This is a genomic window from Prevotella sp. P5-126 (genome assembly GCF_002251185.1).
Taxonomy (GTDB): Bacteria; Bacteroidota; Bacteroidia; order Bacteroidales; family Bacteroidaceae; genus Prevotella.
On sequence record NZ_NPIZ01000110.1, the window covers coordinates 14,749 to 35,431 of the forward strand.

The following is a 20,683-nucleotide window of genomic DNA, read 5'->3' on the forward strand; positions in this document are numbered from 1 at the left end:
GAAATAGAAAATTGAAAATAGAATGCGAAAAAGAAGATCATTTTTACATCAGTGTCTTTATGACAATTCTGAACAAGTAACTAATGGGAAAGGTAAGAATCTGATACCACCCCCAGAGAGAGAATCCTTATGGAAAGCCTATCTGGAAAAATTTAAGGACCCACTGATAATTGTATTATTGGTGGTATTCTTTTTTTCAGTGATAGTCTCCCTGTATGAAGTCTTCTATATGGGGCAAGGCAAGAACATCCTATTCGAGCCTATCGGTATATTGTCTGCCTTGCTGTTGGCTACAGGTGTAGGATTCATCTTTGAAGTAAAGGCAGAAAGGGAGTTTGAAGTTCTGAATACTGTAAAGGACAGAAGGCCTATCAAGGTGTTCCGTCGCTTTATGGAAAACGGGAAAGAGAAAATTAGGATAAGGGAAGTCAAGAAACATGATGTCTGCATAGGAGATTATGTATATTTGGAGAACGGTGACGAGATACCTGCCGACGGATATTTGGACGAGACTAATTCCTTCATCGTTGATGAGTCGAACTTCACAGGAGAACCATACGCACGAAAATCAGCCTACGAGGAGGAGTTTGAAAAAGAAACGACCTTCCCCACCAATATGGTACTTCGAGGTTCTACCGTTATTGGTGGTACCGCCATATTCCATGTGGATAAAATAGGTATGGACACTATCGAGGGAAAGGGCGTAGCCAAAACCCAAGAAGGAAGAGAAGTGGAGACACCGCTCAACCAACAGTTGGACAAACTGGGCAGCATGATTTCCAAGCTCAGTTTCATTATTGCCATCCTGATTGTCATCGGAAGAATGGTCTATTTCTTCTTCTTTGACGGAAATGCAGCAAACAACCATTCATGGTTAGAGATAGCCGAGTTTGCTCTCGGTTCAATCATGCTTGCCGTTACCTTGATTGTGGTAGCCGTTCCTGAAGGATTGCCCATGAGTGTTACTGTCAGTCTTGCCCTCAGCATGAGAAGGATGCTGAAAGAGAACAACCTTGTCAGAAAGCTCCACGCGTGTGAGACGATGGGAGCAACGACTGTTATCTGTACCGACAAGACAGGCACTTTGACCCAAAACAAGATGACGGTTGTAGATTATGATTTCTATGGAGAGGATGCTGAGAAAAGGATTCAAAGGAACATTGCCATTAACTCAACGGCAGAAATATCGCTTGATGACAATGGAAAGGAAAAGCCATTGGGCAATCCGACAGAAGGCGCATTGTTGGCTTGGCAGAAGACAAAAGGCATCAACTATGAAGAACAGCGTCACCTATATGAGATTGGTCATGGTGAGCCATTCTCGACAGAGAAGAAATATATGAAGATGGAGTTTGAAGCCAAGACTGGTGTAGAACTTGCCAAAGAAGAGCGTCATGTCAGATATGTAAAAGGTGCGCCAGAGATTGTTCTGGAAATGTGTGATGTAATTGCCGGTAATACAGACAAGAATCATGTCCTCGAAAAATTGTCAGAATATCAGGACAAAGCAATGCGTACATTGGCTTTTGCTTCACAATATGAGAGCGATGGAAATTGGAGTTCCTTGACATTTGACGGTATTGTAGGCATAGCCGACCCTGTGCGTGACGAGGTGAAGGATGCCATAACAGAATGTACGCAGAAGGCTGGGGTCAGAGTGATTATTGTGACAGGTGACACCCAAGGCACTGCTAATGAGATAGGCAGGCAGATTGGACTTTTGGAGAGAAACGAGAAACAGCAAACGGTGACTGGTGATGTCTTCGAGAAGATGTCGGATGAGGAAGCAATGAAATTGATAGCCAATCCGGACTTTAAGATTATTTCACGTGCCCGTCCTGATGACAAAGCCAGATTGGTGACTTTGCTTCAGAAACAGAACCAAGTTGTTGCTGTTACGGGTGACGGAACAAATGATGCTCCGGCTCTCAGCAAAGCACAGGTTGGTCTCTCTATGGGCGATGGTACATCAAGAGCCAAGGAGGCAAGCGATATTACAATTTTGGACAACTCCTTCAGTAGTATCGTAAGGGCCATTATTTGGGGACGCTCTTTGTATCTGAATATACAAAGGTTCATTCTCTTCCAAATGACGATCAACATCTGTGCCTGTCTCATTGTGCTTATAGGTGCTTTTACAGGTCTTGACTCTCCGTTGAATGTGACGCAGATGTTGTGGGTGAACCTTATCATGGACACATTTGCCGCAATGGCTCTCTCTTCATTGCCTGCCAACAAACGTGTGTTGAATGACAAACCGCGTGACCCCAACAGCCATATAATAAATAAAGGTATGGGAACTCAGATTGTCGGTGTCGGAATATTGTTCTTTGTAATCTTAGTCGGCATGTGGCAGTTGTTATGGCATTGTGACATACATGAGGTTTCTGAATTGTTTAAAAGCGAAAAGTTAACCCTGTTTGCCACAGGCATTTTCGACCTCAGCAAGACAAAGCAACATCTAAGTCCGTATGAGTTGAGTGTGTTCTTCACCTTCTTTGTACTCCTTCAATTCTGGAATCTGTTTAATGCGAAGTATTTCAAGACCTCACGCAGTTTGATACAGGATATATGCGGTGTGTTCAAGAAGGACGAGGAAGTGAAGACATCTTTTAGCCCAAGTTTTATATATATAGCATTGGTAATTTTGGTGGGACAAATAATTATTGTCACTTTCGGGAGAGAAATGTTCAGTGTGTCTCCTCTTTCTATAAGAGACTGGGGATGGCTACTGCTAATCACATCGCCTGTGCTCATCATTGCAGATATAAAACGATTTATAATAAACAGAATTAAAACATAGAAGATATGGACAGTCGCATTAAAGATTTGGGGAAAGACCAGCGCATAGCTTTGGCTCGCATAGTCTATGACCTTATTATGGCAGACAAGATTATCGACGATGAAGAAGTGGTCAAGTTTGCCAAACTGTTTGGTGAGGAGAACAACCGTATTCTCTTCCACCAGGCACAAGAACTGACGTTTGCAAAGGCAATCAAATTGTTGACGCAACCCTCGGATGACAACAACGACAATGAAGTCATCAGAAAAGTTCATGCCGACCAACGGCGAAGACAATCAGAAAAGGCAGCAAACATTGTCAGTGAGACTGCAAGCAGTGATGGCTTCTGTGCTCCAGCGGAGGCTATCTTGCTGTTGGCAATAGACTATTTCCTCAAAAAGAACAATGCGACATACACCAAATATGATATTCAGTCATTCAAACTTACTGACATCTTCATAGGTAAACGCTTTGTGTTGTATGTTGACAACAATGCAAGCAGCAAAAGCCTTGAAGTAGAGCAAAACTACGACTTGATTGTCAATCTGCTCGCAAGCATTGGCTTCCAGTTTATCTATATCCCTAAGATTGTAGAACAATATAAGAAAAAGGGATTGGAGATGTTCAAAGCTATGTCTATGTATATCTTCCCCGATATACCAGAAGACAAGGTGGAGGATGTCTATAACAACATCATGCAGATGGACACCAAGAGTTTCGTTAAAGACTACTTGAATGAAAAGCTGGGCTTTGACATCATTTGTGCCCGTCCCTCTTTGATGGTGATGCTTGGCCGTTCGAGTGTCATTGGCAAGAATATATCTGATAAGGGTCTCGTCTATGAGACAAATGCCAACTTCTTAAAAATCAATATTGGAGAGGAAAAGGTGGTCAACGTAGTGGGAGATTTGATACATGACTTCAATAAGTTTGTAACCTTTAACTTCCACATTGATTTTAATCCTGCGAAGGATAAGTTGTTGTACCATGGCATTCATAAAGCCTTCTTTAGGATGGTGGCGTTGGCAAAAAACAATCCACAACAGTACAACATCAATATAAGCACGAATCTACGTGCTGTGTTTATCAATGACTACAAGTTGCCACTGGCTATGGGCAAGACGGCCATCTATATTATGATATTGTGCAGATCTTTCTTTGGTGACAAGAAAGGATTGCCTATGAAAAAGGTCTTCAACACTCTGAATTCTGAAGAACAAGATAGGCTTCAAGAACAATATGAATGGATTTGCTCACATCTGTCCAATTGTCAAACGATAACACATCGCAGTCCCCTCTATCCTAACGTAGTGAATAGAATATCTGAAATAAGGAATGCTATTGAGGATGTCGTTGGCAGCAGACTGATTGGAGAAATCCAGATTGGCACTGGTGATTACATCACTACCATTGTCTCACCTGACAGAGTATCAGTCAATGGAGTACCCATAAAAGAACATCCCGATTGGGGAACTTTCATGTAAGTTCATCCAAGAAATAGTCAAAATCAGGGAGTGAGTACATTAAGTTACACACTTCCTGATTTTGCATTTAACAAATGTCGTGTAAGTGAATGTGCACCTATTGTCTGTAGCAGAAAACCATGTAATTTTGCAGTACAGAAAACAAAAAGAATAACAATTTAAAACGAAAGTATTATGAGACCTCCAAGACCCGGTAGCTTAGGCTACAACGCAATCGTAGGAACCGCAGGTGCAACTGTAGGCGCAAGTTCAGGTGCTGCTTTGTCAGCAATTGGTGCTAACTCTATTGGCAGTTCAATTTCCAATGCAAGCAATAACGCAGTCAATGCATTCACTAACTCTATCAATTCGACTGCCTCTGGTATAGGAAGTGCAGCATCCGCAATTGGCCTGGGTAGTGTTGGAGCTGCTGTAACATCAGCAGGCTCAACGGTAGCCTTTGGTATTGGAGCTGTTGCTTCTGGAGCCAGTGCCGTGGGAACAGCAGTAGGTGGATTGGTGGTTGCTGCCGCCCCCATTGTAGGTGCAATTGCTGTTGGCGGAGCTATCGGTGCAGGGATTGGTTGGTGCATAGGTAAATTACTTGATGATTAGTATTATGGGAACAGTATTGGCAATAATGGGAGGATATTATCTCCTTAGCGGGCAGGCTTTCAAAGCCGCTGGCGAAGCAGCAAAATGGATTGATGAAAAGGTGAATCAGTCCAAGGACAAGAAAATGTAACGTTGCAATTGCAGTAGAGTTACACTTCTTTACACAATAAATTTGTGAGACAAAATGAATTGGATGTAAGGGAGTATAACTCTACTACATGCAATAAGAATTGTTACTATCTTTACATGCGAAAACAGGAATTTTTAATCAAATAGTGAAAGTTATGGGACTGATTGGATCTCTTTATCATACAGCCAAGGGCATATATGCAATGGCTAATCACGACTCAGAAAAAGCTAACGAAGAACTGGACAAGGCAGTGGACAGTCTTCATAGAACAATGATAATTTAATTCTATAGACAATGAAAACAGAAAGAGTAAATAGCCTTTTGGCTGAAATCGTAAGTAGTCAGGGATTCATTAACATTGACCAAAACGATGTTGATAGTTTCAAGGCTAATGTCGGCGATATTGACGCAGAAAAGGTTTCTGGGAAGATCGAAGAGATTGGCGTTATGCTCGATAACGCCATCTCCTCAATTATTGAGAGAAACGACAGCAAACAGGTAAAAGGATTGCTATTCGTCATTCGACTTCCACAAGATAATTGTTTCATGGAGAATATAAATAACATCCATGAGGTAATAGACAAACTGGGCGAAGAATTGGAATGCAAATGGGGAATATCTACAATGGACAATTTGCAAAATGACCAATTTGAGCTTATAGTGGTAATAGGATTTTAATACGGAATGTTATGGGATGGTATGACCTAACTTCGAGACAACAAGAGTTGGATCGTAAAATAGAAAACAGTGGCATTAAGTTGGATTCTTCCAATAGTTGCCTAAAGAAAGTAATGCGAGCCATTGGGGCATCAAGCAGCGAAGAAGATTATGTGAAAAGCCGAATCGCTCTCCGATTGAAGACCCAAGCACTGCTTGATGATACGGATGACTTCATCAACAGTACAGAAAAGATGTTGGATGACTTCAAGAAAGATGATGAGAAATGGGAACGAGAAGGTCGAAAACTCGGCTTTAAGTTTTGGGACTAAAATATGTTTATTATGACACAGGAAGCATTTAATCAGATTATAGAAGCAGCTCGTCATGGTGACGTGTTTGCCCAAACCGCACTAGGAATCATGCTGTGTGAGGGCAAGATAGTACAACCAAACCGGGAACATGGTTTGGGTTGGCTGAAGAATGCAGCCCAATGCAACTGCCTTTGGGCAAGGGACGCTTATGCTGAATACTCTCAGCCGCAAAATCAACCATCACAGTCCTCTGCTTCCAATGGAATTGCAGACAACACTGATTACGAGCAGGAGTTGAATAATCTGATTGGGCTGGAACGTGTCAAAACAGACATAGACTCTCTTCGAAACCTGCTCCGTATTCAGAAAATGAGGGAACAGAGTGGGCTACCAACCACTTCTGTGTCCTACCACTGCGTTTTCACAGGCAATCCCGGTACAGGCAAAACAACCGTAGCCAGAATAGTGGCAGGTATTTACAAAGAACTGGGTGTGCTGCAGAAAGGACATCTTGTAGAGGTTGACCGCAGTAAGTTAGTTGCAGAGTATGTGGGACAGACAGCAGTTAAAACAAACAAGGTCATTGATGATGCGCTGGATGGAGTGCTGTTCATCGACGAGGCATATACACTTGTAGGTGGAGAAAATGACTTTGGGGCGGAAGCCATTGCAACGTTGCTGAAACGTATGGAAGATGACAGAGACAGACTTGTGGTTATCCTTGCTGGATATACGGACGAGATAAAAGGATTCATCGAGTCAAATCCCGGCCTCCAATCGCGATTCAACAGATATATCCAGTTTGATGACTACTCTGTTGAGGAATTAGTGAAGATATTCAAGTTCAACCTAAGAAAGTCTCATTATAAGATTAAGCGGGATGCACTTGAAGTACTGCAAGCGAGAATCGAGCAAGCTGTGCGTCATAAGGACAAGCATTTCGGCAATGCAAGATATTGCAGGAACATCTTTGAGAAGATAATCCAGAACCAAGCCAATAGACTGGCTAAGATGGACACAATAGACAACGAGGAACTCGTGATAATAACAAAAGAAGACATTAACATATAAAGAAAGGGGATATGGACAAGATACTAAGATTATTTGGAGGAAGCGAACAATTGTGGCAGTACATACAAAAGTATGCAAAAACCGCTGGCATTGAAGGAACACGTACCGTCTTAGAGTTGTATTACGTGTTGAAGTCACCTGACACTCCAGGATTGGACAAGACTATCATAGTGGCAGCCCTTGCCTATCAACTTCTTCCAGAAGACTTGATAAGCACAGAGAACTTCGGCATTCTTGGCTTTATTGACAATGGTGCCGCACTTGCATTGGCATATAATAGGGTGAAATCGCGTGTCACCCCGCAAATCGATGCACAGGTAAATGCCATCCTCAATCAGTGGTTTGGTGGTATGCAACCTGCCATAGCAAGCGATGCACCTTCTAACAACAACTGGAATAACCCTACTTCATACAATGACGGATGGCGTGAGCAGCCTGTGCAGACTCCTCCCCAGTTCAACACTCAGGGACCAGTAAACAAGCCACGTAAGCCAACCACACCCATGTGGGATGACGATGATGTGGTGATAGACTAAAATACCATTATGGCAAACATATTCGATAATCCTGCATTCCAGTTTCTTCAGAGACCTTCAATGGAAGACTTCTTGAAGCGATGCCAGCAACGTTTCAACCGATTCGGGTTGAGTGATGCTGACATCAACGATGCTATCAAGTCGGCTTGTGATTTCTTCTACATTCCGATGCCGAGGATGATACAAGACCTCACAAATGCCCAAAACGGGCAGACCATGTTCGTGAATTGGGATCGAGGTAGCTATTACGATGATGTCCTTTGCTTTAATATGCAACAGCTCATTGACATGAAAATTGACAGCAAGGATGCGTTCTCGTTAGTTATGACCCACGAGTGCGGTCACAGAGTCCTCCAGAACACCCAATTCCCTGGTGTGGCTAACGGACAATGGGAGTCAGAATTGTGTCCTGACTTCTTTATGGGATGTCGTGCTGGTTTGTGGAATATGAATGCCATTGACAAGGTTGTGATGGGATTGATACTTACAAACGGAAGTCCAAGCCATCCTGAAGGAACCTTGCGAGCATTGTTCATCAGACACGGAAAATACATCGCTCCAGAAATGCATCGCAGGGGTATTCCACTAACCATCCAGAACTTAATCAATGAGTTCATGGCTTTCAGACAGCAGAACCTCAATGAAATATTAAACCAACAGCACAAGTATTACAGATTTTGAATATGCCAGCATACGACCATCAGCAATGGATGAAATACATGCGTCGCCACGAAGCAAATGTATTCAATGCCATCTTTTATGACAAGGAAGAAGTCACGGAAGATGACATTCAGCGTATCATTGCTGATGTGGCATCGTTTTTCAGCTTGCCTGTACCTGAAATAAATGGCAAATGTGAATCTTTTGCGGAGGTATTGCTTGGCGACAAAGCTGGGGAATGTGAGCTTTCATACAACTTGGAAATGCTGAGAACTGCGGGCATCAACAACAAAGATGCTTTCACTTTGTGTTTCGTTCATGAGATGGCTCACCAAGCCCTTCACAGGTACCAATTTATGCTTTTTTGCTGTGAACGCTGGATGCAGGAACTGGCCGCAGATCTAACAGCCGGACTATATGCAGAGCGACATCACTTGGCTACAGGAAAGTTCAAGTACGCATTATCCACACAAAAATACAGCATTACTCACCCCGATGGAAAAATAAGAGAAAACATTGTGGAATGTGGAAGGCACTATCTTGAACAGCAAATAGTGAACGGTACAAAGATGATGAATATGGTGCTACAGATAATGCCCACCTTTGTCTTTACACATAAAAAGAAACTGAAGACAGAATGGTATCAGTTGCTTGACGAATTGGAATATTCTCCACAAGAGCCAGTACGATATAGAATAGAAGATTTGCCAGACAGTAATCTGATTAAGCAAGCTGTCTTAAAATACAAACTATCAAAAGCGCAAGAAGATGAAAATCATAGATAATGACCCTATAGACAAGCCTTGTATTGGCGAGTTGATTGAAGAACAGTGTGCAGTAGGGCAATTTGCCGACAACTGTCTTTATCTTATTGCCGATCCAGAGGCAGACATAGCCAAACGTTCAGTGGACATCATGGAGCAGTTTAAGCAGATTGCTGACTGCGATGACTACTACAACACCTATGAATTGGAGGTCGTCCAGAATGTGGAGTTAAAAAATCACCCCAAGATAAAGGAACATATCGAACAACATGGTGACAATTTTCTGATACAGTTGGCTTCACATGGTTTCAATGAAAAGAAGCGATTTATCGTTGCCAAGACTGACAATGATAAGCTGTTTGAAAATATCAATCTGATGATTTATGCGGCAGAACGCATAGCCAAATTTGATATGGCAGCATTACTCCGCTCGTTTGTAGAAGATAATACAGATGAGTTCGTTGAACTTGCAAGGAATGCCATAACAGACAAACGCTTCCAGTCCAACTATTTCGCTGCGCTGTCAGAGAATACAATCCATCCGACCTTTGGGATGGCATCTTCCACCGCCAAGCTCAAGGAACAGATGGAGATTAAGGGTGTCATCACCCATAAACAACGCATGGAAATGTATGACCGTCTGTTGGACAACTTGAAAAAGAGTCATAAGAAGCATGACCCAAAGATGGAAGCAGAAATAGAATTTATCATTAAGTCTATAGATCCAGCTACTCTACGAATGTTCTTCCAAAGGCAATCACCAAAATTACAAGAGAAGATGTCCGATTTCGTCAATCCGAAACATTTGGCAGAAGTCTCGTCAATGGATTTGGAGATACGCTGGTCTGAAAAAATTGATAAAACACGAAAGACGGACGGTCATTATCGTCTCTTTCTAAGCAGAGGTGACGAGAGATTAATGGTACATTTCAGCCGAAGTGCAGGTTTTGTGCTTTATCTTATCTATCTTATAGACCGCAAGAAAAACGGTGACAAGGTTGATACGTTGAACATTATCCAATACAAGCAGCTCTTTGGAAAACTGTACGAGATGACTTATGGCATCAATGGAGAAACAATATTTACCGACATGGTGAAGAATTTCAATTCGGAAGGCGAATTACAACAGAAAGGCTTGTACACAGTGCTGAAAAGTATTCGTGAAGACATTGGAAATACCTGCGAAAGGATGCAGGAACCTGCAGAGCCGTTCCTTTTGCAAGATATGAAAGCCCACCTTGCAGTTCTGCCAAAACACATTATTTTGCCTGAAAAAATCATGGCACTGATTTAGTGTTAAAATGTTTAAATATACAACTCTAACATATTGATAATCAGTGAAGATATAAGACTCACGTTGTTCACATAGCAAAGAACAGCCAACCTGTCAAAATCCACCGAACTTTGCATCAGAAAATCCGATGTAAGGTTCGGTTTTTTGTATGTATAAATTTAAGGATTTTGACAGATATGAGAACAAACGATTTTACTGCAAAGCAGACTATCCTCGGTCTTGTAGAGGTTGTCCGTTTGGAAATTGAGAGTAAGAAGAAAACACTCTCGATAGGTGATGAAGAACTTGTTCAGAAGATAATGAGCAAGGTATCGGAAGCAAATAAGGAGTTTGCTACAGAAAAGGAAGAACTCCGCTATTGGGGTATTGTGACACGTGAAGTAGCATGGTATGAAGCCAACACTGAAGAGTCTGAAGAAATCATCAACCGATTAAAATCAGGTGACCAGTTGTTTGCCCAAAAATTCTTCTACAGCACAAATACCAACGGATGCAATATCAGCCGTTTCCGTTCAAAGATACTTGCTAACATCAAACAAACATACAAGATTGAGGTATCTGTAGAAGAGTTTGGCGACATACTTTATACTTTCTTGTGGAATGAAGGTACATGGAGTATACTCGACAAATACTCACGCAAGAGCAGTTTCTTCTGTTGGCTTTCCGAGGTCGCTCAACATGAACTGATAAGATACCTAGAAGATATGAAGCTTATCAACGTCACACGCGAGCGTACTGCCGGAAACACACGTCTTCTCGGCCTTTCTATAGCACCAGAAATGTGGGAATACATCTTGAACGATACCATGCCTAATGGTTTGTATAAGGATGTACTTTTCTCCACTTTGGTAAAACGTAATACTGAAGAAAAGATGATGAAGTCTTTCTGTCTGAAAAAAGAAGATCTGCACAGACTCCAGAAAAAAGCCGAAGCAGATTTGAAAGATCGCCTTATCCGTAGTGACCGTGGATATGAGGAACTAGTTCTGCGTGACAAGACTCCTCGTGTCATTGAAGTTTCAGAAGAGTTTGCCAAGGACTTCTGTGTTTGGCAAGAGGGCAAGAGCAATGCTAACCCATTGGCTGATGTGTTGGGGGTTGACTTGAACCACGAAGACTTACAGAAGAAGGTGGTGGACTTTCTTTATACCATACCTCAGAAGTTGAAATGGACAGAAGAAGAACGTATTGTATGGACCCTGCGTTTCATTGAAGATACTGCACCGATTGAAGTGGCTGAACGTATCGGAAGAAAACGCTCATGGGTTGACACCAAGTATTCCAGACTGAATGCCCGTTTCAACAAGGCGGTTAAGGATTGGTGGTCGAAAAATGCAAAATAGTCGGAGAAAGTTTGGTGCAAATAGTGATAGAGCATCAAACTTTCATTCCTCTTTTATTATAAAATAAATCAAATAAGATGAGCAAAGATATTACAATAAGCAACAATATAACAGTGAACTTGTTGAAGAACGTGGAAAACTATGCAAAGTTTGTTTCTCAAGTATTGCATGATGAAACTTTCCTTGTTGAATTAGACAAGACATTACCATTTGACAAGATGGTTCATGCCACAATGAATATAGCATCTAATCATACACCTATCAAGAAAATGGGGGTGTCTGTCATGCGAATGGATATAGAGCCACCTCTATATTCAATCGCTATAACCCTGCAATTCAAAGGAAGGGATGGAGTCATACATGACCATTCAGTCTTCATCAATGCGTGCAAGACTATCGAAGAACTCCAACAGTTGGTTACAAGAGAGAACTTCAAACAAGAAGTCCTGTCGCTGTGTGAAGAAAGAGTATTAGAAAATTCAGGATTACAAGAAAAAACAGAAAAGGCATGATACAAGTAATAACAAGAGAGTGGCAAATCACAAAGGCATATATCGATGACATAGCTTTACATTCTGGGCTTATAAATCTTGACTGGGACGACTTCAAGGCATTTGCAGAAAGCCATCGTCCTGTAGTGGCTATAAGAAATGAAGACAATGCCTCTGTCACAGAACTCACAGATAATGCAATGGCAGAGATTCGGAAACGTTGTTCAAACAAGCTTTCAAATATCATTGTTTCAATATCCTATAAAGAAGGAGAGGAATTGATGATGGATGAAATGGAAGGGATAAGTGATTGCTTGACCATGTTTGCCAACAAAAATGTAGAAATTAAATGGGGCATCAGTCAGAACAATACATTAAAGTGCAGACGCTGCATATCTGTCTTTGCCTTTGAATAACAAAACAGTCAGCCTATGAAAGTTTCAGTTTATTACGAAGAAGTGTCCAACTATGTAGAGAAGCACTACTTAGTTCGTCCTTCCATAAAGCAGGTGGATGATAAGACCTTGTCCATCGAATACACTCCACATAAATTCATTCCAGCAATTTGTGTTTCAGTACGAATTGAAGCAATGCGCAAGGATGTTATATGTATGTCGTATGAATGTAGTAAGGCAATATCTCTACTGATTTCTGGTGCTATTACCCATATCGAGAAGCAGATTCCCCAAGGCATTGAAATAGACACCGACAGCAAACGCATCAATGTATATCCTGAGAACGTTACCGAATTAAAGAATTTTCTCGCATATCTTTCCTTGTCTGGAGTGCATTTTTCTGAGTCAGGCATGGAAATCACGTTGGATATGAACTAAGTATAACAATCAAAGAAGTGCAAAATGTTGGTGATACATCCTAAAGATAAATCAACCTCTTTGGCAGAGACCATATATGCCAATATGCCTAATGTACATGTGGTAGAGGACGAATGGTATGAACGTGGCATTGGACAATTACTCTGGCAAACGCCCAAAGAAGAACCCATATTAATAATTGGTTATGGTGATTGCCGTGGACTGTATAGAGAGCGTTTTAACGATGTGCTTGAAATCAGTCCGAGTGATTTGGATAATCCAGTGTGGGTACAACGTCTGGCAAACTGTCAGATTGGAACTCCACAGATCGTGCTGAACAGAATACATGCCTACAATCTTCGCAGACACAATGGAAATATCATTGGAATATGGCCTAATGCAGTAGAGTTCGCACGTAGGAATCGTCTTCATGGACTATTTGCCAGCACTTTCTTCTTTAATGCTAAAGATGCTGAAAATTATGGAGAAATCACCCTTGATATGTATATTGAAAGGTCGAATTATACTCTCTACCGCACTCTTGGCAAACTATTGACCAATCATGTACCGCTATACAAGATTCCCGAAATATTGCAGCAAAGAGCCTATAATGACACATGTGTCAACCATCGCAACTTTGAGAGTTTCTTTTGTTTGTGAACAACAATAAGTTTAAAGGAAAAATGAGTAAAGATAAAAATACAAGACTTGTTTCTGCCCTCAACACTATGGCAGAATTGGCAGGACAACGACAGGTAATTGACAATAATGAGATAGGGTTGGGCATGATGCTCCAGTCCAACAGATGCCGTGAAGAAGCACAAATGGTGACAGACGGGCTGTTCCGTGTAGTTGTCATGGGAACATTCACCTCAGGTAAGAGTACCCTCATCAATGCCCTGTTAGGCAGTAGGGTATTGCCAGAATATGCATTGCCAAGTACCGCCATACTCACATTCGTCCAGTTCGGTTGCGAAGAAGATGATGTGGAGATACATTATAAGGATATCGTAAATGAAGACGGAAGCGTTACACATGGCAGAATAGAGCACATTAGCAAGGACGAGTTCATGCAGACCTATCGCTATGGCATAGCAGATACAGAAGCATTGGCATCTACAGGTAATGTTCCTAGTTTCAGGAATGTGGTCTACTCCATCATCAGATGTTCACTGCCATTGATGCAGAATGGAGTTAACATTGTAGATACTCCAGGGTTGGAAGATAAGGAAGTGGCAACAGAACTGGCACTTGACATTGCTGCCAAGGCTCAAGCCATCGTCTATGTATGCGGCGAACGTGGCTTTGCGGAAACCGACCGTGAATACTTCAATGATAATTTCAAGGCTAATCCGGGCAATGTGTTCTTCATTCTGAACAAGATAGACCTTATAGCATCCAATGTGGAGCGAGAACAAGCTCTTGAACGAGTACGGCAGGATGTGAAAGGCTGCTTCACCAAGGCTGACGGAAGCGTGGACGAAGCATTGATGTGCAAGCGAGTGTTCGGACTATCCTCGTTATTAGCCTTGGATGCAAGAAGAGGTATGACCTTTGATGAAGACCTGCAAAAAGACGTGCCGCTCTCACAAGAAAAGATTGAACTGAAGCTACAACGCAGCCAGTTCCTTCCATTCGAAAAGGCTCTGCAGGAGTTCCTTTCTACCGATGAGCGTTGTTTGGCACAATACGGAAAAGTCTTCCGTACATTGCTTGGCACCTATAATGATGCTGTGGAAAAGGTGCGTGAAGACCTAGCCATCTACGAGCATAATGCAGAAATGACTGCGGAACAGAAGGCTGAATGCCAGCGCATCATTAACGAGATAGAGACAGGACTGGAAGCTACAGAAACCGCTTTCGACAACTGCACGCTGAAACTTCAAAATACCATAGCTTTGCTTATCCGCAATGCCATTGACAGTGTGGATAGCACGTGGGAGGTCGATTTAGCAATCTTGCATGAGAAGATACGCTTTGGTATGAAAGACTACCTTTCCCTGGCAGTAAGTAACATAAATCTGTTCAAGTCGAAGGAGGAGCGCATGGAAGAAATGAAACGCCTGCTCCAACCTTTCTCACAAATCATTGCCGATCATATCTCTGAAAAGATAGATCATTTCATGGAAACGAACAAATCCGTCCTTCAGAATGCCATCGGCGAAGCAGAACAGAGTGTAAACACTAACTTGGTCAATGTGGCTGGACTGTTTTCACGTCTGGGAGATACCCTTACGGAAAGACCAGAAATGGGCAAGCAAGAAGACCAAGACTGGTTACAAGCCGTCATCTCCTATTGCGTAGGCGATGCCAGTGCCATCGTGAAGAACTGTGCAGGAGGACATACCGCATGGATGGAGTTTATCCGCAAGGCGGTGTTCAATGGCGTGTGGCAATGGATGGTCATCCAAATCGTCACAGGCGGTTGGGGGATTATCATCTGTGGACTCATTGAATGGTTACAGATCAAGAACGGCAAAAACGAAATGGTCGACCGTATGCTTACAGACAGCAAAAATGCAGCTTTGAAGGAGATACATACCAAGCTGGATGAACGGTTGCATGAGATGAATGCCAATATCGCCATTAAGGTGAATGAGGTAAAGAGTGCCAAGTGTGGTGAGAGTCGTCAACGTTTGACAGATGAGAGATTGCGTTTGGCAGAGATAGAGCGCAATATAAACGACAATCATTTCAATGCAGATCATGAACGGCAGCGCACAACAGGCATCCTTACGACAATGGCATCAGAAATCAAGTGCTGTTATCTCGATGTGTTTGGCATACCATACGCAGAGGAATTGGCAACATTATAAAATGTCTATTCACAATGGAAAAACAACGACAAGAGATATTCAGGAGCCAGTGGCATGACATCCATGATATTGTGTTGTCTGAAGCCAAACGACAAATCAAGTTCAACGGCAAGGTGGATGTGCAGCGACTCACAGAAAAACTGCAAAAGGAGATTGCCAAGTGGCCACAAGGCGTATTAGCGCAAGGTATGTGGTTCCAGAGTTTTCATAATGCAGCTCCCGACAAAGCCTTGAATTTTATGACAGAAGCAATGGAGCAAAGTTTCATAGAGCCAGACAACAACAAACTTCCATCCAATAGTTGGTACTTCGTTTTGGCTTTTGTGTTGACGGGAATAGTGGCATGGCTATTACATTCCAGGACAAACATGAGTCTGATAGAGCAATGTTTCTACCCGACTTTGTTCCTGGTAGTACTAAATACGTTCAATGTGTCCTTCAGAAACAAGCGAATTGCAAAAGCTGAAAAGATGATAATCACCAATATCAGCCATCAAATGTTAGATATGGAAATTAGTCTGGAAAAGTATATTGAGTGAGTATCATTAGGTTACTTCTTTCTCAAAAACGATATAAACATAAAAACAAAAGATAATGAAAATCAAATATGCGACAATCAGCAAGACTGGTCGGCGAAGCAATAATGAAGATTGCTTTAACGTCCTGGAAATGCCAGAGCATAATCGCTTTATGGGCATAGTATGTGACGGCATGGGAGGTCATTCCTTTGGCGAGGTGGCAAGTGAGGCTGTCTGCAATGCCATTTCAAAATACTGGCAGGATAATACAGACACTCCAGACAGTGACCAAAAAGTTGTTATGGCTTGCAGAAAGGCTTGTAATGCCATCAACCAGAAATCCTATGACCTCAGCCATGCAGAGATGGGTACTACGATGGTCATGGCCAGCATTGAAGGTGACAAGGCGACAATAGCCCATGTGGGCGACAGCCGTTGCTATCTGCTAAGGCAAGGTGAGGGATTACTTTACCAAACCGAAGATCATGTGCGCATTGACTTCGGATGGGAAATTGTGTCACGCTGTTTCTTCAGCTACCGTCCAGAAGTCGCTGTTCCCGACATTAGGCAGTTCACCATTCAGAAAGGAGATAGGATATTACTCTGTTCTGATGGCTTGTACAAGAGCATGGCACCCGACATCCTGCAAGCAAGGATGTTGGACGACAACCCCTTAGAAGGTATACTCGATGTATTTGATTTTCTCTGTCAAAAACAAGGTGATGACAACTATACGGCTATATTGATAGAAATAGAATAAAAGAGAGACAAGATGAGAAAGACACTATTAGGAATTGATATGGCTATCTGTTCATTGTGGACTATAGCCGCATTGGGAAGCAGAATAGCATGGGGCGGTACTCCTGCAACATGAAATCTCATGTTTTCTGAAGAAAGTTGATATAATATCAACAACTCTTCCACTCTCTTATAATGAACGATAAAAATGAAAAGACTATGAACGAGAAGTATGAAAAGAAGATACAAGCCGATGTGGACGCTATCTTCACATTGATGGCTCAACGAGTGAACGAAAAACAGATGAACTTGCTGCATGAAGCGTACGACTTTGCCGCTTATGCCCACAAAGACCAACTGCGCAAGTCTGGTGAACCCTATATCAGTCACCCTGTTGCCGTGGCACGCATTGTGGCAGAAGAGCTGGAGCTGGGAGCAAACCCTGTCATGGCAGCTTTTCAACATGATGTTGTGGAGGATTGTCCTTATAGTATAGATGAGATCCGTGAACGTTTCGGGGATGATGTGGCATTTCTTGTCGGTGTCGTGACTAAGCAGAAGAAAGCTCAGTATGACCAGTCGAAGCAGGTGGATAACTTCCGCCAAATGCTATCGTCTGTACAGTTTGATGTGCGTGCCATCCTGGTGAAATTGGCAGACCGACTTCATAATATGCGCACGCTCAGCAGTATGCGCCCTGACAAGCAGATGAAGATTGCCTCGGAGACAGATTATTTCTATGCACCTCTTGCCAATCGCCTTGGTTTGTATAACGTAAAGACGGAACTTGAAAACCTGTCGTTCCGCTATCGCTGTCCACGTGAGTATGAACAAATAGAGAAGCAATTGGCTGAACTTCAGCTGTCGGAAAAACCAGATGTGGATGTCTTTATCGCCAAGACTAAGGAGATACTTGAAGCTAACGGCATTGACGCACGCATCGAGCTCCGTATGCGCTCACCTTACAGTATCTGGCGCAAGATGCAGTCCAAATGTTGTGATTTCGAACATATCGACAGTAAGCATTACCTGCGTATCATCTACAAGGCAGACGGCTTGCAGGAGGAGAAGAAGCAGAGTTTGCATATCTATGCCGTATTGTCCGACTGTTTCAAGGAGCGTCCTTGTTCTGTGGTCAATTATATCAACGCTCCGAAGGAGAACGGCTACCAGAGTTTCCATGTGAAGTTTCTCAATCCAAAGGGACAATGGGAGGAAGTGCATATCTCGTCTGAACGTATGATACGCAACAACCGCCTTGGCTGTACTGCTGAACGCACGGAGGAAAACCTGAAGGCATGGTTGGAAAAGTTCAGGGCTGTACTCAAGGATATAGCCTACCACACCAACGAGATGGACTACATGGATGGTGTGACGGCATCGTTCTACCATGATAACATTATGGCTTTCACACCCAAAGGCAAATGTATCGTACTGCCCAAGTATGCCACTGCACTCGATTTTGCCTTCGAAATTCATACCGAAGTAGGACTTCATGCCGTGTATGCACGTATCAACGGTAAACTGTCCTCTGTGAAGACGATGCTCCATCGTGGCGATTGTGTAGAGATAGGTACTGCAGAGGATGCAGAACCAGAAGCAGAATGGCAGAACCATGTGCTTACCTATAAGGCAAAGCGTAGTTTGGGCTCTTTCTTCACCGACCGCCCAAAGATGGAGTATAAGCGTTGTTCCTGCTGCCATCCGTTGCCAGGAGACGAAGTCGTCGGTTTCAAGAATACAGAGGGACAGATTACGCTCCACAAGCGCAACTGCCTCACCGCTATCCGTCAGGCATCCAAGCAGGGCGATACCATTGTAGCTGTGGATTTCAAGGAGAACGAACAATTCCTTTTCCCCGTCCGTATCTGCATCCGTGGTATCGACCGTCATCATCTGCTCAGTGACGTGGTTGCTTGCATTACAGAGCAACAGAACCTCTCCATTTCGGAACTCCATACAGTAACCCAAGACCGCATTGTGGAAACCACGGTGGATTTTGAGGTACATTCTTCCAACGAACTAAAGCAAGCCATTGAAAATATCCGTAAGATAAAAAATGTGGATGAGGTGGCAAGAATAGATATTGAATAACAAAAATGAGCAACATGAAAACTACTACAATATTCAAAATGACGGTATTGTTTCTGATTGTCCTTTCCGTAGTTTCCTGTAAGGGGAACAAAAGCAGATTGGATAATCAGGAATCCGATACGGTGATGGTTGCTAAAGACAGCATTCCATTTGTCTTGGAACATCTGGATGTTGACAAGAAAAAAGTGATGGCATACGTTACTTGTTCAGAACATATGGTTGACTCCTTGCTATCCATCGCTGATACAGCGTACAGCAAAACTGGTAGCTACGGTTTGGAAGACTTGGGCATGGACAATAAAGAGTATAATAAGTGGATTACAAAAGACTACAAAGACACCATTTCTATCGTTATTGCCCTGTTCGATTCATACGCAAGTATGGTCAATTCTGGTATGGATGAAGCAAGCGCATCCTTTGTCTGGCATGAGGTAGCACGACTGCAGATGAAGCACTTCTATGAAAAAACAGGTGGTGAATGGCAAGAACCTAACAGTTACGAAAAACTATTTCGGGTGATTGATGGAGTCATGGGAACATACAGCTGTGGTACCCAAGCCGATATGAATATGGCTGCCTGGCGTTCTGTCATGCCAGTTGACTATCGATTGATAGAAGCATATAAGCAACTGGCGGATTTGGGTAATGACATAGAGACGACTAAACTCATTCACGATGACTATATGTACACGCTAACCACCTATCGGGCACATCGTGAAAGCATTGATGAATGGTATTCTGATCTGCCTCGTGAGCAAGGTACACTGTTTGAATGGTTGCTAAGAAGTAAACTCGAAAATATCAATCTGCTCATCAAGAACTACAAGAGAGGAAAGATAGACAACAATACTGTCAAGAAGAACTTGCAGGAACATCTGTGTCTTGCAAACAAAAGACTGGTAAAACTGACCAAAGATTTTCTTGATAGAGAAAGAGATGACTTTCGATGATGTCAAGCCAATGAAGTGATAGATTAGAGGTTACTTTTCTCTCCCTATTATCATAAACGAGACAAAAGGAAAGACTATGTTAGTGATACATCCGACAGATAAAACGACCGAAATGCTCTCAATCCTTTATGAAGGGTTGGGAGCACGGTTGATTGAAACGGATTGCTCCAACAAAGAGATGGGACATCTGCTTCACCACACGTCTCCAAGCGAGCGTATCATGCTGCTTGGTCATGGTTCAGACAAAGGCTTGTTCTTTCGCAAGAGCGATGAGGAAGAAGACTTTGACGGTATAATTGTAGGCCATCCGCAATCCTATTATCTTCGCAAACATTGTGGAGGCATCATCGGTATATGGTGTCATGCCATGGAATTTGCAAAGAAGGAAGGGCTGCATGGTTTGTTCTCTGGTATGATCATATCTGAGATGAGTGAAGCAGAAAAGTATGGTGTGGTTACTGATAAGGATAGCATGGACAAGACAAACCGTCTCATGTTTACACAACTAAGAAGGCTTCTGGACAATGGTACACCTCTACATGAGATACCAGAACGTTTGAAGGCATTGGACACCACGCAAAGTGAGTTGTCACAGTTCAACTACGAGAGGTTTTACTATTTGTAACAAATTAACG

General features: G+C 42.6%; 22 protein-coding genes. All 22 read left to right on the forward strand.

Annotation, left to right across the window (positions count from 1 at the left end):
- Nucleotides 1-22: 22 nt before the first annotated feature.
- The 22 genes from CIK90_RS13025 to CIK90_RS13125 all read left to right on the forward strand — a co-directional run bounded on the left by CIK90_RS13025 (nucleotide 23) and on the right by CIK90_RS13125 (nucleotide 20,673).
- The gene (locus CIK90_RS13025) at nucleotides 23-2,803 is read left to right on the forward strand and encodes a calcium-translocating P-type ATPase, PMCA-type (RefSeq protein ID WP_094465766.1); all 2,781 of its coding nucleotides are present in this window, start codon (nucleotides 23-25) and stop codon (nucleotides 2,801-2,803) included.
- 5 nt (nucleotides 2,804-2,808) lie between these two features.
- Nucleotides 2,809-4,266 (forward strand): hypothetical protein, encoded by a 1,458-nt coding sequence (locus CIK90_RS13030; protein ID WP_094465768.1) that lies wholly within the window; start codon nucleotides 2,809-2,811, stop codon nucleotides 4,264-4,266.
- A 174-nt stretch (nucleotides 4,267-4,440) separates the two neighbouring features.
- Nucleotides 4,441-4,860, forward strand: a complete 420-nt coding sequence (locus tag CIK90_RS13035; RefSeq protein WP_094465770.1) for a hypothetical protein — start codon at nucleotides 4,441-4,443, stop codon at nucleotides 4,858-4,860.
- Nucleotides 4,861-4,864: 4 nt separating this feature from the next.
- Nucleotides 4,865-4,990 (forward strand): hypothetical protein, encoded by a 126-nt coding sequence (locus CIK90_RS14575; protein ID WP_256387361.1) that lies wholly within the window; start codon nucleotides 4,865-4,867, stop codon nucleotides 4,988-4,990.
- Nucleotides 4,991-5,284: 294 nt separating this feature from the next.
- A complete protein-coding gene (locus tag CIK90_RS13040; protein ID WP_094465772.1) occupies nucleotides 5,285-5,668 on the forward strand; it encodes a hypothetical protein in 384 nt (127 codons plus the stop codon).
- Between the two features lie 11 nt (nucleotides 5,669-5,679).
- A complete protein-coding gene (locus tag CIK90_RS13045) occupies nucleotides 5,680-5,979 on the forward strand; it encodes a hypothetical protein (protein ID WP_094465774.1) in 300 nt (99 codons plus the stop codon).
- A 12-nt stretch (nucleotides 5,980-5,991) separates the two neighbouring features.
- Nucleotides 5,992-7,032: an AAA family ATPase gene (locus CIK90_RS13050; protein WP_158216074.1), complete on the forward strand. Its 1,041-nt coding sequence runs from the start codon at nucleotides 5,992-5,994 to the stop codon at nucleotides 7,030-7,032.
- An 11-nt stretch (nucleotides 7,033-7,043) separates the two neighbouring features.
- Nucleotides 7,044-7,568, forward strand: a complete 525-nt coding sequence (locus CIK90_RS13055; protein WP_094399475.1) for a YkvA family protein — start codon at nucleotides 7,044-7,046, stop codon at nucleotides 7,566-7,568.
- 9 nt (nucleotides 7,569-7,577) lie between these two features.
- Entirely contained in the window at nucleotides 7,578-8,249 is a 672-nt protein-coding gene (locus CIK90_RS13060; RefSeq protein WP_094465778.1) for a hypothetical protein, read from the forward strand.
- A gap of 2 nt (nucleotides 8,250-8,251) precedes the next feature.
- Nucleotides 8,252-9,013 (forward strand): hypothetical protein, encoded by a 762-nt coding sequence (locus CIK90_RS13065; RefSeq protein ID WP_094465780.1) that lies wholly within the window; start codon nucleotides 8,252-8,254, stop codon nucleotides 9,011-9,013.
- The gene (locus CIK90_RS13070) at nucleotides 8,997-10,286 is read left to right on the forward strand and encodes a hypothetical protein (RefSeq protein WP_094465782.1); all 1,290 of its coding nucleotides are present in this window, start codon (nucleotides 8,997-8,999) and stop codon (nucleotides 10,284-10,286) included. The genes CIK90_RS13065 and CIK90_RS13070 overlap by 17 nt, the downstream gene beginning before the upstream one ends.
- Before the next feature lie 176 nt (nucleotides 10,287-10,462).
- The gene (locus tag CIK90_RS13075) at nucleotides 10,463-11,629 is read left to right on the forward strand and encodes a hypothetical protein (RefSeq protein WP_094465784.1); all 1,167 of its coding nucleotides are present in this window, start codon (nucleotides 10,463-10,465) and stop codon (nucleotides 11,627-11,629) included.
- Nucleotides 11,630-11,706: 77 nt separating this feature from the next.
- The gene (locus CIK90_RS13080; RefSeq protein WP_094465786.1) at nucleotides 11,707-12,141 is read left to right on the forward strand and encodes a hypothetical protein; all 435 of its coding nucleotides are present in this window, start codon (nucleotides 11,707-11,709) and stop codon (nucleotides 12,139-12,141) included.
- Complete coding sequence (locus CIK90_RS13085) at nucleotides 12,138-12,536, forward strand: hypothetical protein (RefSeq protein WP_042517711.1); 399 nt, start codon at nucleotides 12,138-12,140, stop codon at nucleotides 12,534-12,536. Before CIK90_RS13080 ends, CIK90_RS13085 begins: the two co-directional genes overlap by 4 nt.
- Nucleotides 12,537-12,551: 15 nt before the next feature.
- Complete coding sequence (locus tag CIK90_RS13090; RefSeq protein WP_094465788.1) at nucleotides 12,552-12,953, forward strand: hypothetical protein; 402 nt, start codon at nucleotides 12,552-12,554, stop codon at nucleotides 12,951-12,953.
- 30 nt (nucleotides 12,954-12,983) lie between these two features.
- Complete coding sequence (locus tag CIK90_RS13095; RefSeq protein WP_158216075.1) at nucleotides 12,984-13,592, forward strand: hypothetical protein; 609 nt, start codon at nucleotides 12,984-12,986, stop codon at nucleotides 13,590-13,592.
- A 23-nt stretch (nucleotides 13,593-13,615) separates the two neighbouring features.
- Nucleotides 13,616-15,748, forward strand: a complete 2,133-nt coding sequence (locus CIK90_RS13100; RefSeq protein WP_094465791.1) for a dynamin family protein — start codon at nucleotides 13,616-13,618, stop codon at nucleotides 15,746-15,748.
- A 14-nt stretch (nucleotides 15,749-15,762) separates the two neighbouring features.
- Nucleotides 15,763-16,287: a hypothetical protein gene (locus tag CIK90_RS13105; protein ID WP_094465793.1), complete on the forward strand. Its 525-nt coding sequence runs from the start codon at nucleotides 15,763-15,765 to the stop codon at nucleotides 16,285-16,287.
- A gap of 55 nt (nucleotides 16,288-16,342) precedes the next feature.
- A complete protein-coding gene (locus CIK90_RS13110; RefSeq protein ID WP_094465795.1) occupies nucleotides 16,343-17,026 on the forward strand; it encodes a PP2C family serine/threonine-protein phosphatase in 684 nt (227 codons plus the stop codon).
- A 197-nt stretch (nucleotides 17,027-17,223) separates the two neighbouring features.
- Complete coding sequence (locus tag CIK90_RS13115) at nucleotides 17,224-19,098, forward strand: bifunctional (p)ppGpp synthetase/guanosine-3',5'-bis(diphosphate) 3'-pyrophosphohydrolase (protein WP_094465817.1); 1,875 nt, start codon at nucleotides 17,224-17,226, stop codon at nucleotides 19,096-19,098.
- A gap of 14 nt (nucleotides 19,099-19,112) precedes the next feature.
- Nucleotides 19,113-20,048, forward strand: a complete 936-nt coding sequence (locus tag CIK90_RS13120; RefSeq protein WP_158216076.1) for a hypothetical protein — start codon at nucleotides 19,113-19,115, stop codon at nucleotides 20,046-20,048.
- A 76-nt stretch (nucleotides 20,049-20,124) separates the two neighbouring features.
- Nucleotides 20,125-20,673 carry a hypothetical protein gene (locus tag CIK90_RS13125; protein ID WP_144007290.1) on the forward strand — a complete coding sequence of 183 codons (549 nt, stop codon included), beginning with the start codon at nucleotides 20,125-20,127 and terminating at the stop codon, nucleotides 20,671-20,673.
- The last annotated feature ends 10 nt before the right edge of the window (nucleotides 20,674-20,683 follow it).